This is a genomic window from Curtobacterium sp. WHRI 8282, from assembly GCF_040223925.2.
Taxonomy (GTDB): domain Bacteria; phylum Actinomycetota; class Actinomycetes; order Actinomycetales; family Microbacteriaceae; genus Curtobacterium; species Curtobacterium flaccumfaciens.
Map to the genome: position 1 here is coordinate 518,532 of NZ_JBEHCD020000002.1, position 20,987 is coordinate 539,518.

16 protein-coding genes are annotated in these 20,987 nt (G+C 70.6%); 9 read left to right on the forward strand and 7 right to left on the reverse strand.

What is annotated here, in order from left to right; translation table 11 throughout:
* Window position 1 precedes the first annotated feature (1 nt).
* Entirely contained in the window at window positions 2-928 is a 927-nt protein-coding gene (locus tag ABRP24_RS08740; protein WP_349847971.1) for an oxygenase MpaB family protein, read from the forward strand.
* Between the two features lie 82 nt (window positions 929-1,010).
* Here the strand turns inward: ABRP24_RS08740 and ABRP24_RS08745 are convergent, their stop codons facing one another.
* The 4 genes from ABRP24_RS08745 to ABRP24_RS08760 form a co-directional block, all read right to left on the reverse strand.
* The gene (locus ABRP24_RS08745) at window positions 1,011-2,000 is read right to left on the reverse strand and encodes an aldo/keto reductase (RefSeq protein WP_349847969.1); all 990 of its coding nucleotides are present in this window, start codon (window positions 1,998-2,000) and stop codon (window positions 1,011-1,013) included.
* Window positions 1,997-2,563: a TIGR03086 family metal-binding protein gene (locus ABRP24_RS08750; RefSeq protein ID WP_349847966.1), complete on the reverse strand. Its 567-nt coding sequence runs from the start codon at window positions 2,561-2,563 to the stop codon at window positions 1,997-1,999. The genes ABRP24_RS08745 and ABRP24_RS08750 overlap by 4 nt, the downstream gene beginning before the upstream one ends.
* Before the next feature lie 688 nt (window positions 2,564-3,251).
* Window positions 3,252-3,812 (reverse strand): YceI family protein, encoded by a 561-nt coding sequence (locus tag ABRP24_RS08755; protein ID WP_349847964.1) that lies wholly within the window; start codon window positions 3,810-3,812, stop codon window positions 3,252-3,254.
* A 109-nt stretch (window positions 3,813-3,921) separates the two neighbouring features.
* Window positions 3,922-4,830 carry a hypothetical protein gene (locus tag ABRP24_RS08760; protein ID WP_349847962.1) on the reverse strand — a complete coding sequence of 303 codons (909 nt, stop codon included), beginning with the start codon at window positions 4,828-4,830 and terminating at the stop codon, window positions 3,922-3,924.
* A 417-nt stretch (window positions 4,831-5,247) separates the two neighbouring features.
* Here ABRP24_RS08760 and ABRP24_RS08765 point away from each other — a divergent pair, with 417 nt between their 5' ends.
* The 8 genes from ABRP24_RS08765 to ABRP24_RS08800 all read left to right on the forward strand — a co-directional run bounded on the left by ABRP24_RS08765 (window position 5,248) and on the right by ABRP24_RS08800 (window position 14,376).
* The gene (locus ABRP24_RS08765) at window positions 5,248-6,252 is read left to right on the forward strand and encodes an aldo/keto reductase family protein (protein ID WP_349847959.1); all 1,005 of its coding nucleotides are present in this window, start codon (window positions 5,248-5,250) and stop codon (window positions 6,250-6,252) included.
* Between the two features lie 217 nt (window positions 6,253-6,469).
* On the forward strand, window positions 6,470-6,967 hold the full coding sequence (locus ABRP24_RS08770; RefSeq protein WP_349847957.1) for a GtrA family protein: 498 nt from the start codon (window positions 6,470-6,472) through the stop codon (window positions 6,965-6,967).
* Complete coding sequence (locus ABRP24_RS08775; protein WP_214522729.1) at window positions 6,964-8,469, forward strand: glycosyltransferase; 1,506 nt, start codon at window positions 6,964-6,966, stop codon at window positions 8,467-8,469. The genes ABRP24_RS08770 and ABRP24_RS08775 overlap by 4 nt, the downstream gene beginning before the upstream one ends.
* On the forward strand, window positions 8,466-10,454 hold the full coding sequence (locus tag ABRP24_RS08780; RefSeq protein WP_349847955.1) for a glycosyltransferase family 39 protein: 1,989 nt from the start codon (window positions 8,466-8,468) through the stop codon (window positions 10,452-10,454). The genes ABRP24_RS08775 and ABRP24_RS08780 overlap by 4 nt, the downstream gene beginning before the upstream one ends.
* Before the next feature lie 313 nt (window positions 10,455-10,767).
* The gene (locus ABRP24_RS08785) at window positions 10,768-11,592 is read left to right on the forward strand and encodes a DUF4397 domain-containing protein (protein WP_349847954.1); all 825 of its coding nucleotides are present in this window, start codon (window positions 10,768-10,770) and stop codon (window positions 11,590-11,592) included.
* A gap of 97 nt (window positions 11,593-11,689) precedes the next feature.
* Complete coding sequence (locus tag ABRP24_RS08790; protein ID WP_081827180.1) at window positions 11,690-12,844, forward strand: glycosyl hydrolase family 8; 1,155 nt, start codon at window positions 11,690-11,692, stop codon at window positions 12,842-12,844.
* Window positions 12,841-13,536, forward strand: coding sequence for a class F sortase (locus ABRP24_RS08795; protein ID WP_349847951.1), 696 nt, complete (start codon window positions 12,841-12,843; stop codon window positions 13,534-13,536). Before ABRP24_RS08790 ends, ABRP24_RS08795 begins: the two co-directional genes overlap by 4 nt.
* A 45-nt stretch (window positions 13,537-13,581) precedes the next feature.
* Window positions 13,582-14,376, forward strand: a complete 795-nt coding sequence (locus ABRP24_RS08800) for a polyprenol monophosphomannose synthase (RefSeq protein ID WP_035807608.1) — start codon at window positions 13,582-13,584, stop codon at window positions 14,374-14,376.
* A 121-nt stretch (window positions 14,377-14,497) separates the two neighbouring features.
* Here the strand turns inward: ABRP24_RS08800 and treZ are convergent, their stop codons facing one another.
* The 3 genes from treZ to glgX are packed head-to-tail and all read right to left on the reverse strand — an operon-like array spanning window position 14,498 to window position 20,978.
* On the reverse strand, window positions 14,498-16,252 hold the full coding sequence (gene treZ / locus ABRP24_RS08805; protein ID WP_027464633.1) for a malto-oligosyltrehalose trehalohydrolase: 1,755 nt from the start codon (window positions 16,250-16,252) through the stop codon (window positions 14,498-14,500).
* A complete protein-coding gene (gene treY / locus ABRP24_RS08810) occupies window positions 16,249-18,750 on the reverse strand; it encodes a malto-oligosyltrehalose synthase (protein WP_349847947.1) in 2,502 nt (833 codons plus the stop codon). The genes treZ and treY overlap by 4 nt, the downstream gene beginning before the upstream one ends.
* A complete protein-coding gene (gene glgX / locus ABRP24_RS08815; RefSeq protein ID WP_071246620.1) occupies window positions 18,747-20,978 on the reverse strand; it encodes a glycogen debranching protein GlgX in 2,232 nt (743 codons plus the stop codon). Before glgX ends, treY begins: the two co-directional genes overlap by 4 nt.
* Between the last annotated feature and the right edge of the window lie 9 nt (window positions 20,979-20,987).

Below are 20,987 nucleotides of genomic sequence, written 5' to 3' on the forward strand. Positions count from 1 at the left end.
CATGTCCACTGTCTCCGACGTCTTCCGGTCCCGCCTCAACCAGACGTTCACGGGCGGTTCGACCGGCACGGAAGCCTGGATGGACGACCTGGAACACGGCACCGACGCGGGCTTCTTCGGTCCGGGCTCCGCCACGTGGGCGGTGCACGGCGGGAGCCACGGCATCGTCGCCGGCGTGCGGGCACTGCTCGTCCAGGCGCTGCACCCCGGCGCGCTCGCCGGCGTCGCCGACCACTCCCGGTACCGCGAGGACCCGTTCGGTCGTCTGGCGGGCACCAGCCGGTGGATCGCGACGGTCACGTACGGCGACCGGCAGACCGCCCGCAGCGGCAGCGACTGGGTGCTCCGGCTGCACGAGCGGGTCCGTGGGCAGTACGTCGACGCGCGCGGCACAACCCGTCCCTACGCGGCCAACGACCCGGACCTGGCGCGCTGGGTGCACCTCGCCTTCACCGACGCGTTCCTCCGCGCCGCCCAGCGCTGGGGCGGCCCGATCCCCGGAGGCGCGGACGCCTACGTGCGCGAGTGGGCCGAGGCCGGGCGGCTCATGCGCATCGTCGACCCGCCCGAGTCCGAGGCGGAGCTCCGTGCGCAGATGAACGGGTACCTGGACCGCGGCGAACTCCTGGTCGACTCGCGCACCCGAGACGTCGTCCGGTTCATCAAGGACCCGCCGCTGTCCCGCCTGCTGCGACCCGGCTACCGCGCCGTCTTCCAGGGAGCCGTGTCCACGCTCGACCCGCGGCACCGCTCGCTCCTCGGCCTCCGTGCGCCGATCGTCGGCCCGGTGGAGCTGCCGGTGGTCCGCACCACGAAGCTCGTGCTCGACGGGATCGGTGCGGTGCTCGACGACCAGACCGGTTCCGAACGAGCCGCGCGGCGGCGCATCGCGCGCCTGCAGCGCGCTGACGGCAGCGCGGTCGCCTGACCACGGCCGTCACCGCGACCACCTGACGGACGGGAGGCACGGTGCCAGCTGGCACCGTGCCTCCCGTCCGCTCGTGGGGGCGTCAGAAACCCGACGGCACCCGGGGCGTGTACGCGGACTCGAGTCGCGTGACCTCGTCGTCGGTGAGCGTCAGCGACGCTGCGGCCACCGCGTCGTCGATGTGGTGTTCCTTCGTCGCGCCGACGATGGGCGCGGAGACCGCGGGCTTGCCGGCGACCCAGGCCAGGGCGACCTGTGCCATCGGGACGCCGCGCTCGGTGGCGACGGCCTCGACCGCGTCGACGATCGCGCGGTTGGCGTCCTCGTCCTGCTTGTAGAGGGTCTTGCCGAACTCGTCGGTCTGCGCGCGCGAGCCCGAACCGGAGGCGTCCCAGGGGCGGGTGACGCGGCCGCGGGCCAGGGGGCTCCACGGGATCACGCCGACGCCGGTGTGCTCGCAGAAGGGGAGCATCTCGCGCTCCTCCTCGCGTTCGAGCAGGTTGTACTGGTCCTGCATGCTCACGAACTTCGTCCAGCCGTGGCGCTCGGCGGTGTGCTGCATCTCGGCGAACTGCCACATCCACATGCTGCTCGCGCCGATGTAACGCGCCTTGCCGGCCTTGACGACGTCGTGGAGGGCCTCCATGGTCTCCTCGATCGGCGTCACCGGGTCGAAGCGGTGGATCTGGTAAAGGTCGACGTAGTCCGTGCCGAGCCGGGTCAGGGAGGCGTCGATCTCGTGCATGATCGCCGCGCGGGACAGCCCGGCGCCGTTCCGGCCGGGACGCATCCGGTTGAAGACCTTCGTGAAGACCTGGACGTCCTCGCGCGGAGCCAGCTCGGCCAGGAGCGTGCCGGTGATCTCCTCGCTGCTGCCATCCGAGTAGACGTTCGCGGTGTCGAAGGTCGTGATGCCGGCCTCGAACGCGCGGCGGACGAACGGGCGGGCCTCGTCGATGCCGACGCTCCAGGCGTGCGAGCCCCGGTCCGGGTCGCCGTACGACATCATGCCGAGGACGACGCTGCTGATCTCGAGCCCCGAGTTGCCGAGGCGTTTCGTGTCGGTGGTCATGCCGTCACTCTGGCATCGCGGCCTGTGACGGCGAGCAGGCGGACCTGGAGCGGGGAGTCCTCGGTGACGTCGACCGGGGGTGCGTACAGACCGGTGGCGGCGAGGTCCTCGATCTGCGGCTCGAAGTACTCCCAAACGGCGCGGACGAGCTCGTCGGGCAGGGACTCCTCGGTGCCGGTCGCCCGGGCGAGGTCCCACGTGTGGATCGTGATGTCGCTCGTCTGCTCGGTGAGGTACTGCGCGGCGGGCACGACGTCGGTGCTGAGGTGCACGGGGGTGTCCTGCGGGGCGTTCCGCCAGGCGTCGGTGGCCGAGGTGGCGAACCGGTGCCACTCGGCCACCAGGTCGTCGCCGATCGGCTCGAGGTCGGCCTGGGCCTGGGCGTAGTCGCACTCGGTGAGGAGCTTCGGGATCCAGCGCTGCTCGTCGACGACGTGGGCGACGAGGTCCCGGGTGGTCCACTCCGAGTCGGGGGTGGGGGCGTCCCAGTCGGTGACGGCGGCGACGCGGCGGCCGAACTCGGCTGCCGCGAGGGCCTGCATCGCGATCCAGTCGGTGGCCATGGTGGTGCTCCTGTTCGTCGTGCGGGCGTGTGCGCTTGGTGCAACTCGGGGTCCGGAGTGTGGATTCCCCGCGCTGTTGTCGTACGTGCCAACGTTACGCGGGGGCGGCGCTCGGCCGTCGCTCGTCCGCTCGTCCCCGCTGGTGCCCTTGCTCTGCCTCTGCGTCGCGCTTGGTGCCCCTCCGCGCGCCCCCCTGCGCGCGAGCGCCCCTGTGCGCGAGCGCCCCTGTGCGCGAGCGGGCGAAATGCCGCACTTCGTCCCCGCCGTGTCCCGGGCATTCCGCCCGGTCGGCCGCGCTTCCGATCTCCGCCGGGGTCGCTCGCACCCGGCGCTCGGGTCCTTGCGCGAGCGGGCAAAATGTCAGGCGCGCCACGGGGGCCGGCATGGTGTTTCGCCCGCTCGTGGGCGTGGGCGTGGGCGTGGGCGTGGGCGTGGGCGTGGGCGTTGGCGTGGGCGTGGATGTGGGCGTGATTGCTGGGATCGGCCTCGACTTCGGCCCCGGCATCGGCGAGCGGGTGGAATGCCCGACGAGCCAGGACGAAGCTCCGGGGTATTTCGCCCGCTCGTGGTCGGGGGACCCCGCGCGGGCAACGAAGAACGCCCCGACTCCGTGCGGAGTCGGGGCGTTCTTCTCGGGTTCGGGGAGTGACGCTCGGTGCCCTCAGTCGGGCGTTGCGTCAGAGGCGGCTCAGGCCGCCTGGAGGACGAACTGGACGTCGAGGTTGATCGTGACGTCGTTGCCCAGGGTGAAGCCGCCGGCCTCGAGCGCCGCGTTCCAGTTCACACCGAACTCGGTGCGGTCGATCTTCGTGGTCGCCTCGGCGCCGAACTTGACCTGGCCGTAGCCGTCCGTGGTGAAGCCGCCGAGCTCGGCCTTCAGGACGACCGGCTTGGTGACGCCGCGCAGGGTCAGGTCACCCGCGATGTGCAGGTCGTCGCCCTTCGCCTCGATGCTCGTGGAACGGAAGGTCAGCTGCGGGTGCTCTTCGGTGAGGAAGAAGTCGCTCGTCTTGAGGTGCTGGTCGCGCTGCTCCTGGCCGGTGTTGATCGACGCGACGTCGATGTTGGCCTCGACGGTCGACTCGAGCGGGTTCTCGGCGGTGACGACGGTGGCGTCGAACGTCTCGAACTTGCCCTTGACCTTGCTGATGGCGAGGTGGCGGACCGAGAAGGTGACCTCGGAGTGGGTGGGGTCGATCTTCCAGGTGCCGGTCTTGTAGCCGGGAATGGTGTCAGCGGTGAGCGTCATGGTGGTCCTTCTTCCGAACGAGAGTCTGCGGTGCGACGCGTTCCATGCGCCTGCATCGAGTTGATACTACGACAGTGTGCACCGTTTTGGTTGAAGCGTCAACCATTGTTCACCCAAGTGTCGCAAACCGCGTGTCGTGAGCTCCTCTGGCACCGACCTCGAGCAGCCGCCTGACGCGGTGCACGAAACGCTCGACCCCGTGACCGAGGTCGTCTGCTGTTGCTCTGACGAGCCACCAGTCGACGTCCTTCAGATGCTCGCCGCGCGTGAGGTCCTTTCGGAAGCTGGCTGGATCGGTGCGGTGCAGATCGCTCTCGTACTCGATCGCGACCCTGGCATCGGGGTAGGCGAGGTCCACACATGCGATCCACTGCCCGTCGACGACGACATCGAGGTTGAGCGCCGGTTCCGGGAGTCCGCGGCGGATGAGTGCCAGCCGTGTCCGGGTCTCTCCGGGGGACCGAGATCCCCTCCGGATCTCATCGAGCGCGAGGCGGAGCTTCACGATCCCGCGGATGCCACGTCGTCGTCGGACGGCTTGCGCGAGTTCATCGAGCGTCGTCCAGCCGAGCCACCCCACGAGTGCATCGCCCGCGACGATGAGTTCGTCGAGCGTCAGCATCGAGCCCAGCGCGACGAACGTGTCGGCCGGAGTGGTCAGTGGCACTCCTCGTGCGATCGTCGCGCGGACTGATCCGTACCGAGCCCGGTGGCCGACCGTGCCGCGAACCCGGAGCGCTTGATCGGTCCCGATCGTCGTGACGTGCAACCGCTGGTCGCGTTCGAGACGTCTGGGCAGCGGGACGCCGATGATCGCTGCGGCGGTGACGTGGCTGAACACCTGATCGGGGCGGAGCCGAGGAGCGAGCGCTCTCGCACGTTCATCCACGGACACCGGTGGGAACGCTGATCGGATGCCGTGGAACGGTCGGATGAGATCGCGAGCGTCGAGTCGGCCACGCGAAACGCCTCGGTGCAGCGCATCGCGTACTCGGAACGAAGCGTCGCGGAGTGCCATCGGGAGTCGCCGTCTTGCGGTCATCTCCACAGCGTGACGGCGAGCCGGTCTTGCGGACGTGAGTCGGGCCTCCTTTGTGGACGGCTGGCCCGCTATCACCGCTGTGAAGGGATGGTTGCTTCCGCCAGCGGGCGAAACACCGTGCCGGCTGCCTGGCTGCACGGCGGTGTTTCGCCCGTTCGCGCGGCCCGCTCACCGACAGCTCTGGACCCGCTGTTCCGGACCCGCTGCACGGAAGCCGATGCCGGGGTCGCCCGAGGCGAGCAGGCGAGCGGGCGACATGTCCGGGTGTGCCGTCGGCGGCACTCTGGCATTTCGCCCGCTCGCGCGCCCAGCCCCGCGCCCCCGCCCACCGCGGCCCCGACAGGCACTCGCGGGACCCCTCACGTGCGCGCTCACTCCAGTAGCGTCGGGACCATGGAATTCAGGTACCTGGGCAACTCCGGACTCAAGATCTCCGAGATCACCTACGGCAACTGGCTGACGCACGGCTCGCAGGTCGAGAACGACGTCGCCACCCAGTGCGTGCGGGCAGCGCTCGACGCCGGCATCACCACGTTCGACACCGCGGACACGTACGCCAACACCGCCGCCGAGACCGTCCTCGGCGAGGCGCTCAAGGGCGAGCGGCGCCAGTCCCTCGAGGTCTTCACGAAGGTCTACTGGCCGACCGGCCCGAAGGGGCACAACGACGTCGGCCTCAGCCGCAAGCACATCATGGAGTCGATCAACGGCTCGCTCGAGCGACTGCAGACCGACTACGTCGACCTCTACCAGGCACACCGCTACGACTACGAGACCCCCCTCGAAGAGACGATGCAGGCCTTCGCCGACGTCGTCCGCCAGGGCAAGGCGCTCTACATCGGCGTCAGCGAGTGGTCCGCCGAGCAGATCCGCGCCGGTGCCGCACTCGCCAACGAGCTCGGCTTCCAGCTCATCTCGAACCAGCCGCAGTACTCGATGCTGTGGCGCGTCATCGAGGGCGAGGTCGTCCCCGCTTCGAAGCAGCTCGGCCTGTCGCAGATCGTCTGGTCACCCATCGCGCAGGGCGTCCTGACCGGCAAGTACAAGCCGGGTCAGCCCCTGCCCGAGGGCTCGCGAGCCACGGACGAGAAGGGCGGCGCGGACATGATCAAGCGGTTCATGCGCGACGAGGTCCTCGAAGCCGTGCAGCGCCTGCAGCCCGTCGCCGACCAGGCCGGCCTCACGCTGGCGCAGCTCGCGATCGCGTGGACCCTGCAGAACGAGAACGTCGCGAGCGCCATCGTCGGCGCCTCGCGTCCGCAGCAGGTCACCGACAACGTCAAGGCCGCCGGCGTCAAGCTCGACGCGGACGCCCTCGCGGCGATCGACGAGGCACTCGGCGACATCCCGGAACGGGACGCGTCCAAGAACGTGTCCCCGTCGTCGCGCCCCGCGTAGACGCAACCGACCGACGGACGGGAGGCCCGGTGCCAGCTGGCACCGGGCCTCCCGTCCGTCGTCCCCGCGCCCCTGACCACCGCAGCTGACGGATCGTCAAGATGAACGGCATGTGTCGCGCATCTGGCAGACGCCTGGCAAGTCGCGTACCCCGCCCAAACCACCCGTCCGCGTCCCCCGAATCGGGGGCATGACCCGAACTCATACCCCCGTTCTGGTGTCACCCGACACCGGTGCGGTGCGGACCGTGCGCCCTGGCACGGTCCCGCGTCTGCTCGCCACCGCGAGGCAACTCGCGTCGTTCGGCACCATCGGTGCCGTCTGCTTCGTCATCGACCTGGGCGTCTACAACCTGCTCCGCGCCACCGTCATGTCGGACGGTCCCATCGCCGCGAAGATCGTGTCGGCCATCGTGGCGACCTCGATCGCGTGGATCGGCAACCGCTTCATCACCTTCCGCGCCCAGCGCCAGATCGGCCGCCGCGAGACCGTCCGCGAGGGGTTGCTCTTCGCTGCCACGAACCTCGTCGGCCTCGGCATCGCCGCTGCCTGCCTGTTCGTCTCGCACTACGTCCTCGGCTTCACGTCCACCCTCGCCGACAACGTCGCCGGCAACGGCGTCGGCCTCGTCCTCGGCACCGCGTTCCGGTTCGCCGCGTACAAGGCCCTCGTCTTCCGGTCCACCGACACACGTCCGAAGGGGTTCCCCGAATGACCATCTCAGCCGTGTTGCTGACGGCCGCAGGGCCGCTGCTCCAGCCCGACAACGACACCGGGACGACGGGGGACGTCCCGAACCGAGGAACCACGGACGTGCCGACGGGAGGCTCGGGGCAGCTCCCACAGGCCGCCTGGTCGCTGGGCGAGTGGCTCGGCTACTCGACCCTCATCGCCCTCTCCGTGCTGCTCACGATCATCGCGTTGACCACCCTCTGGTGGATGCTGCACGCCTGGCGCTCCCGGGACGCGCTGAAGTCCACCAGCTTCAGCCAGACCCCGCGTCCGGCGACGCACCGGTTCACGCTCCTGGTGCCCGGTCGGCACGAGCAGGACGTGATGGGGCAGACGCTCGACATGCTCGCGACCCAGGACCACCCCGACTTCGAGATCATCGCGATCGTCGGGGAGGACGACCCGGAGACCGACGCCGTCGTGCGTGCTGCGGCGGCTCGGCACCCCTCCCTGATCAAGGTCGTGGTGGACGACACCCTGCCGAAGAACAAGCCGAAGGCGATGAACCTGGCGCTCCAGCACGCGACGGGTGACATCGTCGGGGTGTTCGACGCCGAGGACGAGGTCTACCCGCGGCTGCTCTCCCTCGTCGACTCGCGGTTCCAGGAGACCGACGCCGACGTGGTGCAGGGCGGCGTCCAGCTGATGAACTTCACGTCGAGCTGGTGGTCGCTCCGGAACGTCCTGGAGTACTACTTCTGGTTCCGCTCGCGCCTGCACTTCCACGCCGGGTCCAAGTTCATCCCCCTCGGGGGCAACACCGTCTTCGTGACCCGCTCCCGCCTGGAGTGGTCGAACGGCTGGGATGCACACTGCCTCGCCGAGGACTGCGAACTCGGCGTGCGGCTCTCCGCCGACGGCGCGAAGGTCGTCGTCGCCTACAGCCCCGAGGCCGTCACCCGCGAGGAGACCCCGCCGACCTTCGCCTCGCTGCTCAAACAGCGCACGCGGTGGAACCAGGGCTTCCTGCAGGTGCTGGGCAAGGGGGAGTGGAAGAAGCTGCCGTCCTTCCGGCAGCGGTTCTTCGCCCGCTACATGCTCACGATGCCGTTCATCCAGGCGGCCACCGGGCTGCTCATCCCGCTGAGCGTCCTGATGATCCTGTTCGTCAAGGTGCCGACGGCGATCGCCCTCGTGTCGTTCGTGCCGGTGGCGCCGACGCTCATGCTGCTCGCCGTCGAGATCGTCGGGCTGAACGAGTTCGGTCGTCTGTACGGCGAGAAGGTCCGGTTCCGCGACTACGTGCGGCTCGTGCTCGGCCTGGTGCCGTACCAGGTGTTCCTCGCCGCCGCGGCGGTCCGGGCAGTCGTCCGGCACGCCAAGGGCCAGAACGGGTGGGAGAAGACCGAGCACACCGGCCAGCACCGCACCGGACAGGTGGTCGGCTTCGCCTCGGACCTGGACGGATCGGGCGCAGCGTCGTCCGCGGGCGCAGCGTCGTCCGATCGTGCGTTCGCCGGCACCACCACGGGAGGCACCCGATGACCGCCAGCATCACCGACACCACGGGCATCCCGATCCGTGGTGGCACCACCGCGCACCGGGCCGGCGTCGGGACGTGGTTCCGCCGGCACGCGGCCAGCCTGACGTGGTTGCTGCCCGTCGTCGCGGTGACCGTGCTCGTCCAGGCCTGGAACATGTCGGGCACACCGCAGCGCATCGATGACGAGGGGACCTACACCGCACAGGCGTGGGCGATCACAAACCTCGGCGAGCTCACCCACTACACGTACTGGTACGACCACCCGCCGCTCGGATGGATCCAGATCGCCGGGTACACCGGGTTGACCGGGGCGTTCGCGCGGTACCCCTTCGCGGTGGAGGCCGGGCGCGAGGCCATGGTGTTCTTCTCCGCCGTCTCGAGCATCCTGCTGTTCGTCCTGGCCCGACGTCTCGGTGCCGGACGGATCACGGCGGCCGCGGCCGGACTCGTCTTCGCGCTGTCACCGCTCGCGCTGCAGTACCACCGCACCGTGTACATCGACAACGTCGCGACGCCCTGGCTGCTCGCCGCGTTCGTCCTCGTGCTGAGCCGTCGCCAGCAGCTCGCCGGGTTCGCCGGTGCCGCTGCCTGCCTCGGCATCGCCGTGCTGTCCAAGGAGACCTACCTGCTCGCACTGCCGTTCCTGATCTGGATGGCCGTGCGTCGCGCCGACAAGAGCACCCGCCGGTACACGCTCAGCGTCGCCGGGGCCGTGCTCGTGCTGATCGGCGGCGGGTACCTGCTGCTCGCCGCGGTGAAGGGCGAACTCGTGCCGGGCAACGGGCGAGTCAGCCTGTGGGAGGGCGTCACCTACCAGCTCGGGTCGCGGACCGCTTCCGGATCCGTGTTCGACGGGGGCAGCCTGGCGAACGAGGCGGCCGCGCAGTGGTGGGCACTCGACCCGGTGTTCATCGTGCTCGGCTCGGTCGCGGCCGTCGTCGGGCTGTTCCTGCGACGGGTCCGACCGATCGCCGCGATGCTCGTGTTCCTGCTCGCGGTGATGTTCCGGCCGAACGGGTACCTGCCGGTGCCCTACGTCATCATGCTCATCCCGTTCGCAGCGCTCCTCGTCGCGTACACCGTCGAGCGTGCCGTCCTGACGATCGCCGGTCGGGTCCACACCCGGGGCCGGTTCGGCCCGAGGGCACGGCGCGGCCTCGGCATCACCTGGGCCGTCGTCGCGGCTGCGGCCCTCGTCGTCGCGGTGCCGCTGTGGGGGACACAGCTGCGGGGCTTCCTGCTGGGCAATCTCGACCTGCCCATGCAGCAGGCCGAGCAGTGGGTGGGCGACAACGTGCCGAAGTCCTCGCGTCTGCTGGTCGACGACGCCATGTGGGTCGACCTCGTGGACGACGGCTTCGCCCGGAACAACGTCGTCTGGTACTACAAGCTCGACACCGACGGAGCAGTGGAACGGCAGTCCCCGAACGGCTGGAAGGACTCGGACTACGTCATCACGACGGACTCCATGCGCACCGGCGGCAACTCGTCCACCGACGTGCGGCAGGCGATCGAGAACTCCACGGCCGTCGCGACCTTCGGCACCGGTGACCAGCAGGTCGAGGTCCGCCGGATCCATGCCGAGGGAGCCAGCGCCGCCGAGACGGCGATCACCCGGGCCACCGACGTCCGGAAGACCCTGGGAACCGAGCTCGCGTCGAACCCGGCCCTGCGTGCGGACGACGGCACGAAGTCGCAGTTCCGTGCCGGACAGGTCGACTCGCGGGCCATGATCGCGCTCGGACAGGTGCTCGCCGACCAGGACGTGCGGGTCGACCGGTTCACCCCGCGCACCGGGGAGACCGGCCAGCCGTTCCGCACCGTCGTCCTGCACACGAGCGACGACGCGTCGGCAGCACGGGTCGCTCGGACCTTCGACGCCATGTCCCAGGCGTTCCGGCCGGACTCGGTCGAGCGTGAGGGAGCACGGCTCACGGTGACGTACACCCCGGCCGACCCGACGACGACCGCGACGAGCGCCTCGTGACCCCCGATCGCTCGGCCGCGCCGGGGCTGGAGCTGGTGCTGCTGCTGTTGCTGGGCGAGCGGGCGAAATGCCCGGAGGGCTCCGGCACGCACCCCGGCATTCCGCCCGCTCGCCGGATCGGCCGCGGAACCGCTCCCCGCGAACACGTCGGGGCGGAACGCCCGCTGGACGAGCGGGCGAAATGCCCGGGGGACTCCGGCGCACACCCTGGCATTCCGCCCGCTCGCGCGGCGGCCCGGATGACAACCCCACGAACCACACCTCGACACGACGACCGCACGCCCACCGCACCTCGACCCGAAGGAGCACCATCATGACCGCACACATCACGAACCGCCGCCGCACCGTCGTCATCGGAGCGCTCGCCGCCACACTCGTCGCCGCGACCGTCGGGCTCGCCGCCCCCCAGACCGCTTCCGCCGCGACCACCGACCAGGGCTGGCTCCGCGTCGGACACCTGTCGCCGGACACGAAGGGCGTCGACGTCGAACTGTCCAGCCTCGCCGGGGGGAAGACCGTCTTCGAACTCGACGACGTCACCTACGGCCAGGTCAGCCCGTACGAGAAGCTGCCGGTCGGCACCTACGTCCTGTCGATGCGCGCCGCCGACGCGCCGGGTTCCACCCCGGTCATCTCCACCGACGTCACCGTGCAGAAGGGCGACGCCAGCACCGTCGTCGCCTACGGCAAGAACGACGGGCTGAAGACGACCGCGTTCACCGACGACCTGCAGCAGCCCGGCGACGGCAAGGCGAAGCTCCGGCTCGTGCAGGCCGCCACCACCGCGAAGCGCGTCGACGTGCAGACCTCCGACGGCACCCCGATCGCCGAGGACGCCACCTTCGGCACCGCCACCAAGTACGCGACGGTCGACGCCGGCAAGTGGTCGCTCGACGTCTCCGGCAGCGGCCAGCGGGGCACCGCGAAGGTCGACCTCGCCGGTAACACCGTCTCGACCCTGTTCGTCCTCGACGACAGCAAGGGCAACCTGACGGTCGTGCCCGTGACGGACGCCGCCGCGACCGCCGCCACCCCGTCCGGCGGGGTGCAGACCGGCGGTGGCGGCACAGCCGCTGACCGTCCGGTGACCGAGGCGGTCCACGCGGCCGTCGCGATGCTCCGCTCGCTGTTCCGCTGACGCCCCGGACTGGAGGCGCGGATCACGTGCGCTGCACGGCCCACGTGATCCGCGCCTCCTCTTCGACCCCCCACCATCCCCGGAGAGGCAGGCCAGCATGACCCGCAGGACCTGGATACCGGTCGCCGCCGCGGCGGCCGTCATCGTCGCCATCGTGGTCGCGATCGTCGCGGTCCGCCCCTGGTCGTCGAGCACCACGACCGCCGCTCGCGGCACGGCGACCCCGACCTCGACCACCGCGCCCGACGCGGCGCGCTCGCCGCAGCAGCTGCGGTCGGCGTTCCTGGACCGCTACGTCGAGGACGGTCGCGTCGTCCGCACCGACCAGGGTGGTGACACCGTCAGCGAGGGGCAGGCGTACGGCTTGCTCATCGCCTACGCGAACGACGACCGTGCGCGCTTCGACGCGATCTGGGAGTGGACGAAGGACCACCTGCTCACCGACGACGACCTGCTGGCGTGGCGGTGGACGTCCGACGAGGGCGTCGCCGACGAGCAGTCCGCGAGCGACGCCGACCTCGACGCCGCTCGGGCCCTCGTGCTCGCGGGGAAGGCCTGGGACGACGACCGGTACACCGCCGCGGGGAAGCGCATCGCGGCGGCGATCCTCGAGCACGAGACGGCCCGGACGGACCTCGGCACGATCCTGCTGCCCGGACCGTGGGCGGATCAGGAGCCCTACCGGTACAACGCCTCGTACGCCTCGCCCGTGGCCTTCTCGGTGCTGGCGGACGCCACCGGGGACGACCGCTGGAACGCGCTGAACCGGGGTTCGCGCGCCGTGACGGCCGCCGTGCTAGACGCCTCCGATCTGCCCAGCGACTGGTCCCAGGTCCACGCCGACGGATCGGTGGACCCGATGCCGCCCGTCGGTGGGGACGGGCGCGTGCTCTACGGGTACGACGCGATGCGGACGCCGCTCCGGTACGCCGAGGCGTGTTCGGCGCCCGACCGGGAGCTCGCGGCGGCCCTCGCGCCCACGCTCGGACGGACGACGCGGCTCGCCTCGCAGCTCGACCTCGGTGGCACCCCGGTGACGCAGGACACGAACGCGCTGGCCTACACCGCGCGGGCCGCTGCCGAGCAGGCCGCGGGTTCCTCCCGTGCGGCTGCCGACGACCTCGAGCGGGCCGCCCGGACGGCGGCGACCACACCGACCTACTACGGAGACGCCTGGCTGGCCATCGGTTCGACGATGCTGACCTCCGACGTGCTCGGGGGCTGTGCCAGCGACGTCGGAGCCGGCTCGTGAGCGGCCGTCGGAGCGCCGGGCGCGTCTCGGCCGTCCGGCGCCGAGGCGTGGTCATCGGTGCCGTGGTCGCCGCCGTCGTGGTGGTCGGGGGCGTGGCCGGGGTGGCGGTCGCGTCGACGGTGGGCGGCGGCGCGGGGGAGCGTGTCGCGTCGTCGGCGTCAGCGTCCCCGTCGCAGTCGTCTTCTTCGTCCTCGGGTTCCGGCACCGACGGGTTCCAGGATCCGGCCGCACCCGAGGCCCGATCGACGGCCACCCCGGTCAGCGTGTCGATCCCGGCCATCGGCGTGCGGTCCTCGCTCGAGGACCTGCACCGCGGCGCTGCCGGAGAACTCGACCCGCCCGTCGACTGGGACAGCGCGGGCTGGTTCAGCGACGGGATCGTCCCCGGCGAGGTCGGCCCCGCCGTCATCGCCGGTCACGTCGACAGCCCCACGAGCGCCGCGGTGTTCTTCCGGCTCGACGAACTGGTCGCCGGCGACGAGGTCCACGTCCGGATGTCCGACGGCAGCACCCGCACCTTCACCGTGGACCGTTCCGAACGCGCCGCCAAGTCGGCGTTCCCGACGAGCGACGTCTACGGCCCCACCCCTACTCCGCAACTCCGACTCATCACCTGCGACGGCACGTTCGACACCGCCACCGGGCACTACACGGACAATCTGATCGTGTTCGCAGACCTCTCGTCGGATTGACCCACCAAGCCAGCGATACATTCGACTGCGAGCACGAGGAGCACCATGAGCGAGACCCTGGTCATCATCCCGACCTACGACGAAGCCGAGAACGTCCGGCCGATCGTCGAGCGCACGTTGGCCGCCACCGACGACTCCGTGCACGTGCTCGTCGTCGACGACAACTCACCCGACGGCACCGGCGACATCGCGGACGCCATCGCCCGCGAGACCGATCGGGTGCACGTCATGCACCGCACCGTCAAGGACGGCCTGGGCGGCGCGTACCTGTCGGGCTTCGCGTGGGGCCTGGAACACGGCTACGCCAAGCTCGTCGAGATGGACGCCGACGGCTCCCACCACCCCGAGTACCTGCCGTGGATGCTCGAGCTCGCGGACTCGAACGACCTGGTGCTCGGCTCCCGGTGGATCAAGGGCGGCAAGGTCGAGAACTGGCCCTGGTACCGCCTCCTGCTCTCGCGCGGTGGCAACCTGTACACGCGTCTCGCCCTGGGCATCGCGGTGCGCGACGCCACCGGCGGGTTCCGGGTCTTCACGTCGCGGGCGTTCGAGCGGATCGACCTCGCCGGTGTGGCGTCGAAGGGGTACTGCTTCCAAGTGGACCTGTGCTGGCGTGCACTCGAGGCGGGTCTGCGGGTCGTGGAGACGCCGATCACCTTCACCGAGCGGGAGTTCGGCGTCTCGAAGATGAGCGGCAACATCGTGCGCGAGAGCCTGGCGCTCGTGACGAAGTGGGGCATCGACCGCCGGATCCGCGAGACCCGGTCCCTGCTCAAGGACCACCGCAAGCTGCCCTCGGTGCGGAAGAACGCGCACGCGGTCTCCGACCACGCCGGCTGAGTCCGGGGACACACGAACGCACGAACGGCGACGGACCCGGTGGGTTCGTGGCCGTTCGTGCGTGCGGAGTTCGTGCGTGCGGAGCTGCGGCTCGCGGTTGGCTCGCGCAGCACGCGGTCGGCTAGCGCAGCACGACCACGCCGCGGCCGCGGAACCGGACGACGCCGGCATCCACCTCGGTCGCGCCGAAGCCGTAGAGCTCCTCGCCCACGGCGTCGGGCACCGGGACCTCGGCTGCGTCGTCGGCGAAGTTCACCACGACGTGCACCGGAGCCACATCGGGGCCGAGCAGCCCGCGGGTGAGCACCAGCCAACGCCGGTCCTCGCTGAAGCGGACGGCGTTCGCCTCGTAGCGGTGGTCGACGAACGCCTGGTCGGTGCGCCGCAGGGCGATGAGCACCCGGTAGGCACGCAGGATCGCCGCACCGCGCTCCGAGCTGACGTCGGCCCAGTCGAGCTTGGAGTTGGTGAACGTCGTCGGGTCCTGCGGGTCCGGCACCGCTGACTCGTCCCACCCGTGCTCGGCGAATTCGGCGATGCGCCCTTCGGCGGTGGCCTTGCCGAGCTCGGGCTCCGGGTGCGAGGTGAAGAACTGCCACGGTGTCGACGCCGCGAACTCCTCGCCCATGAACAGCATCGGCGTGAACGGCCCGAGCAGCGTCAGGGCCGCGGCGATCACGAGCCCCTCGTCGTCGAGCGTCGCGGCGAGCCGGTCGCCGGCGGCGCGGTTGCCGATCTGGTCGTGGTTCTGGTTCGCGACGACCAGGGCCGTCGCGGGGGAGGTCCCGCGGTCGATCGGCCGGCCGTGCCGCTTGCCGCGGAACGACGACCAGGTGCCGTCGTGGAAGAAACCGTCCTCGAGCACCTTCGCCAGCGCCGACAGCGGAGCGAAGTCGGCGTAGTAGCCGTTCGTCTCGCCGGTGAGCGCCACGTGCACGGCGTGGTGGAAGTCGTCCGACCACTGCCCGGCGAGGCCGTACCCGGCGGCCTCGCGCGGCCGGAACATCACCGGGTCGTTGAGGTCGGACTCCGCGATGAGCGACAGCGGACGCCCGATGAAGGACGAGTAGGCATCGGTCTCGTCGGCCATCGAGGCCAGCACGTGCGGGCGCGTGGTGTCGCGGATCGCGTGCACGGCGTCGAGCCGGAGCCCGTCGACGTGGTGGTCGCGGAACCACATGCGCACGTTGTCGAGCACGTACCGGCGGACCTCGGGGTGCTCGACGTTCACCGAGTCACCCCAGGTGTTGCCGAGCCCGGCCAGCAGGTACGGGCCGTACAGCGGCAGGTAGTTGCCGCTCGGACCGAGGTGGTTGTAGACGACGTCCTGGATGACCCCGAGCCCCAGCGCGTGCGCCGTGTCGACGAACCGGTCGTAGGCGTCCGGGCCGCCGTACGGGGCGTGCACGGAGAACCAGCCGACCCCGTCGTAGCCCCAGTTCCACTCGCCGTTGACGGCGTTGACGGGGAGCAGCTCGACGAACTCGACCCCGAGCTCGACCAGGTGGTCCAGCTTCTGGGCGGCGGCGTCGAGCGTGCCCTCGGGCGTGTAGGTGCCGACGTGCATCTCGTAGATCACGGCGCCGCGGGCCGGGCGTCCGGTCCACGACTCGTCGGTCCACGCGAACCGTGCGGGGTCGACGACCTCGGACGGGCCGTGCACGCCCTCGGGCTGGTAGCGGCTGCGCGGGTCCGGTCGGACCGCGTCGTCGTCGCCGATGCGGAACCCGTACCGTGCGCCGACGACCGGCATCACGGCGTCGGTGGACCACCAGTCGTCGTCGCCCTTGGTGAGCGGGTACTCGACGTCGTCGACGACGAGCCGGACCAGGTCCGGCTCGGGCGCCCAGACGGCGTAACGGTCAGGTGCGGTCATGCGTGACCCTCCAGGATGTCGATCTCGGCCTGCGCGTCGGTCTCGGTGGCGTCCGGCGTGCGGTCGGCGGCGGGCCGGGAGGCACCGCTCGTGTCGGACACGGCGGTCACCGCGTCGGCGTGGCCGGCTGCACCGACCGCGTCGGCGGGCACGAGCAGCGCGACCGGGTAGGTGGTGAGCAGGTCGGCCAGCGCGATCCCGCGGTCGGCGGGGACGCGTCGGCCGGTGAGCAGGTCGATGCGCTCGACGGGGACAGCGTGCACAAGCGTGTCGCCCCAACCGCCGACCCGGTCGAGGCCGATCGGCAGACGCGTCGCGATCGTCACGGCACCGCCGCGGTCGAACGCGATGACGTGGTCGGCCGCGCTGCCGGTGGCCTCGAGCTCCAGGTACCGGGTGAACAGCTCCGGGCGGTCCCGACGGATGCGCAGTGCGCGGGTCGTGACCAGGAGCTTCGCGGCACCGTCGATGCCGATGGCCGGCAGGTCCTCGGGGCCGTCGTCGTCCGGGCCGTCGAGCTCGGCGAGCACGTGACGCCGCTCGGCGTAGTCGACCGGACGACGGTTGTCGGGGTCGACGAGCGAGCGGTCCCAGAACTCGGTGCCCTGGTAGACGTCGGGAACACCCGGGGCGGTGAGCTGCACGAGCTTCTGGGCGAGGCCGTTCGACCACCCGGCGGCGTCGATCTGCTCGTCGAGGGCGTCGAGCACGGCGACCACGTCCGGGTCGTCGAACGCGGCGTCGACGATCGCGTGCATCTGCTGCTCGAACGCCTCGTCGGGCTCGGTCCAGGTGGTGCTGTCGCCGGCTTCGCGGGAGGCCTTCTCGGCGTACGCGTGCAGACGCTCACGGCTGGCGGGCCGGGCGCCGACGATCGCCTGCCAGAGCAGGTCGGCGAACACGCGGTCCTGCAACGGCACGAGCGACTGCAGACGCTCGAGCGTGGCGGCCCACTCGTCGCCGAGCTCGGCCAGCACGGCGATGCGGGCGCGGGTGTCCTCGCTGCGCTTCGTGTCGTGCGTGGTGAGCGTCGTCATGGTGTGCGGCCAGCTGCCGAGCCGTTCGCGCTGGGCCTGGTGGAAGTCCGCGACCGAGACCGCGAAGACGCTCGGGTCGCCGCCGACCTCGCTCAGGGACGACAGGCGCGAGGTGCGGTAGAACGCCGTGTCCTCGACACCCTTCGCCATCACCATGCCGCTGGTCTGCTGCAGTCGGACCGCCGCGGCGTCCGTCGGGTCGACGAGTGCCGGTGCGATCCGGTCGATGACGTCGTCGAGGTCCGGGCGGGCCTCGGCGGCGCGCTCGAGCGCGGTGATGAGGTGGTGGGCGCCCTCGGGCAGATACGTGCGATACACGTCGAACGAGGCCACGATCTCGGCGACCGCGTCGACGATCCGCTCGTGCGTGATCGTCTCCGTCACGGCGCTCGGTGCGAGCAGGCGTGCGAGCCGCTCGACCTCGCTGCCGAGGATGCCGTCCGCGATGCCCCGTCGGGTGTCGTGCGTGAGCTGCTGCCAGTCGGTCGGTTCGGCGCCCGACGCCGCGGTCAGCGCCTGCTCGCCCGCGGGGTCGACGAACACGCGGTCGAGCACTCCGAGGGCGTCGTACCCGGTGGTGCCGTCGACCGGCCACGAACTCGGCAGCTGCTCGCCCGGCTCGAGGATCTTCTCGACGAGTGTGTAGGCCCCTCCGGTCAGCTCCGCCAGGTCCTGCAGGTAGCCCGCCGGGTCGTACAGCCCGTCCGGGTGGTCGATGCGCAGGCCGTCCACGAGTCCGTCGCGGAACCAGCCGCCGATGACCCCGTGCGAGGCCGCGAAGACCTCGGGCTCCTCGACGCGGATCGCCGCGAGGGTGTTCACCGCGAAGAACCGGCGGTAGTTCAGGTCGTGGTCGGCGCGCTTCCAGTGCACGAACGCGTAGTGCTGGCGGTCGTGCACGGTCTCGACGGTGTCGCCGTCGTGCACCGTTCCGGGGGCGGTCGGGTACGCGGTCTCGCCGACGCGGAGCACCGGACGCTCGGCGTCGGACGTGTCGAGCGTGACGGCGTCGAGCAGCCGGTCGTCGAGCACAGGGACGCGGAGCTTGCCGTCGCCGGCTTCCCAATCCACGTCGAAGGCCCAGGCCACGGGGGAGCCCTGCCCGAGTTCGAGCAGGGACCACCACCACGGGTTCGACTCGGGGGTCGCGACGCCGACGTGGTTCGGCACCACGTCGACGATGACCCCGAGGCCGACGGCGTGCGCGGCCTCGGCCAACGCCCGCATCGCCTGGTCGCCACCACGGTCGGTGTCGACCCGCGTGTGGTCGACCACGTCGTAGCCGTGGTTCGACCCGGACTCGGCCTGCAGCACCGGCGACAGGTACAGCCAGTCGGCGCCGAGGTCGTGCACGTAGTCGACCAGGTCGCGTGCGGCATCGAGGTCGAAGTCGGCCGAGACCTGCAGCCGGTAGGTCGACGCGGGGACGCGGTTCGCGGCGCCGGGCGTTCCGGCGGTCATCGGGCGGTTCCGCTCGGTGCGGTGGAACCGGCCGGGTTCACCGGTGTGACGGCGTCCTGCGGGGCGTCCGGTGCGGGGGCGCCGTCCTGCTCGGCGTCGACCGGGGTGCTGGTGACCTCGTGGTCGGGCTCGGCACGCAGCACGATCATCGACCGGGCGGGGACGTCGAGCGGGGTACCCGCGTCGAGCACCTCGTCGCGGGCGCCGGGGTCGGCGGTGTCGATCCGGACGGTCCAGCCGGGGGAGTACTCCTCGGGTGGGAGCGTGAAGGTCACGACGTCGTCGTGGGCGTTGAAGTACGTGATGAAGCCGACGTCGGTGACGCGCTCACCACGGGCGTCGCGTCCGCGGATGCCCTCGCCGTTCAGGTACATGCCGACGCTCTTGCCGAAGCCGGAGTCCCAGTCCTCGGGGTCCATCGCGTCGCCCGAGGGGGTCAGCCACACCACGTCGGGCAGCGGCTCGCCCTCGCCACGTCGGACCGGACGACCGTTGAAGTACCGGGTCCGGCGGAACGTGGGGTGGTCGTGCCGCAGTTTCACCACGTCGGCGGTGAACTGGATGAGGTCCTCGTCCGCGCTGTCCCAGTCGATCCAGCTGAGCTCGGAGTCCTGCGCGTAGACGTTGTTGTTGCCGGACTGCGACCGGCCGAGCTCGTCGCCGTGCGCGATCATCGGCACACCCTGGCTCAGGAGCAGGGTCGCCAGGAAGTTCCGGCGACGCTGCAGCCGCAGGGCGTTCACGGCCTCGTCGTCGGTCGGGCCCTCGGCTCCGGAGTTCCACGACCGGTTGTGGCTCTCGCCGTCGTTGTTGTCCTCGCCGTTGGCTTCGTTGTGCTTCTCGTTGTAGGCCACCAGGTCGTACAGCGTGAAGCCGTCGTGCGCGGTGATGAAGTTGATGCTCGCCTTGGGCGTGCGGCCGTCGTGCTCGTACAGGTCGGCCGAGCCGGAGATCCGCGAGGCGAACTCACCGAGCGTCGACGACTCACCGCGCCAGAAGTCACGGACGGTGTCGCGGTACTTGCCGTTCCACTCGGACCACTGGGGCGGGAAGTTGCCGACCTGGTAGCCACCGGGGCCGACGTCCCACGGCTCGGCGATGAGCTTGACCTGCGACACGATCGGGTCCTGCTGCACCAGTTCGAAGAAGGCCGACAGCCGGTCGACCTCGTAGAACTCGCGGGCCAGCGCCGAGGCGAGGTCGAAGCGGAACCCGTCGACGTGCATCTCGGTCACCCAGTAGCGGAGCGAGTCGAGGATGAGCTGCAGCGAGTGCGGGTGCCCGACGTTGAGCGAGTTCCCCGTGCCCGTGTAGTCCATGTAGAACTTCTTGTCGTCGTCGACCAGGCGGTAGTAGGCCGCGTTGTCGATGCCGCGGAACGACAGCGTCGGGCCGAGGTGGTTGCCCTCGGCGGTGTGGTTGTAGACGACGTCGAGGACGACCTCGATGCCGGCGCGGTGCAGCTCGCGCACCATCGTCTTGAACTCCTGGACCTGCTGGCCCTGGTCGCCCGACGACGAGTACGCCGAGTGCGGCGCGAAGAAGCCGATGGTGTTGTAGCCCCAGTAGTTCGACAGCCCCTTGTCCTGCAGGGTCGAGTCGTTCACGAACTGGTGCACCGGCATGAGCTCGAGCGTGGTGATGCCGAGGCGCTGCAGGTGCTCGATGACCGCCGGGTGGGCGACGCCGGCGTAGGTGCCGCGCTGCTCTTCCGGCACGTCCGGGTGGGTCTCGGTGAGCCCCTTGACGTGTGCTTCGTAGATGACGGTCTCGCCGTACGGCGTGCGCGGCGGACGGTCCCCCTGCCAGTCGAAGAAGGGGTTGATCACGACGCCCTTCATCATGTGCGACGCGGAGTCCTCGTCGTTGGTCGAGTCCGGGTCGCCGAACGTGTACGAGAAGAGCGACTGGTCCCAGTCGATCTCGCCGCTGGTCGCCTTGGCGTACGGGTCGAGCAGGAGCTTCGACGGGTTGCAGCGCGCGCCGGAGTCCGGGTCGTACGGGCCGTGCACGCGGAAGCCGTACTGCTGACCGGGGCCGATGTTGGGGAGGTACGCGTGCCAGACGTAGGCGTCCACCTCGAGCAGGCGGACGCATTCTTCGTTGCCGTCGGAATCGAACAGACAGAGTTCGACGCGCTCGGCGACCTCGGAGAACAGCGCGAAGTTCGTGCCGCTCCCGTCGTAGGTCGCCCCGAGCGGGTACGGGTTTCCGGGCCAGGTGTGCAAACGGTCCTC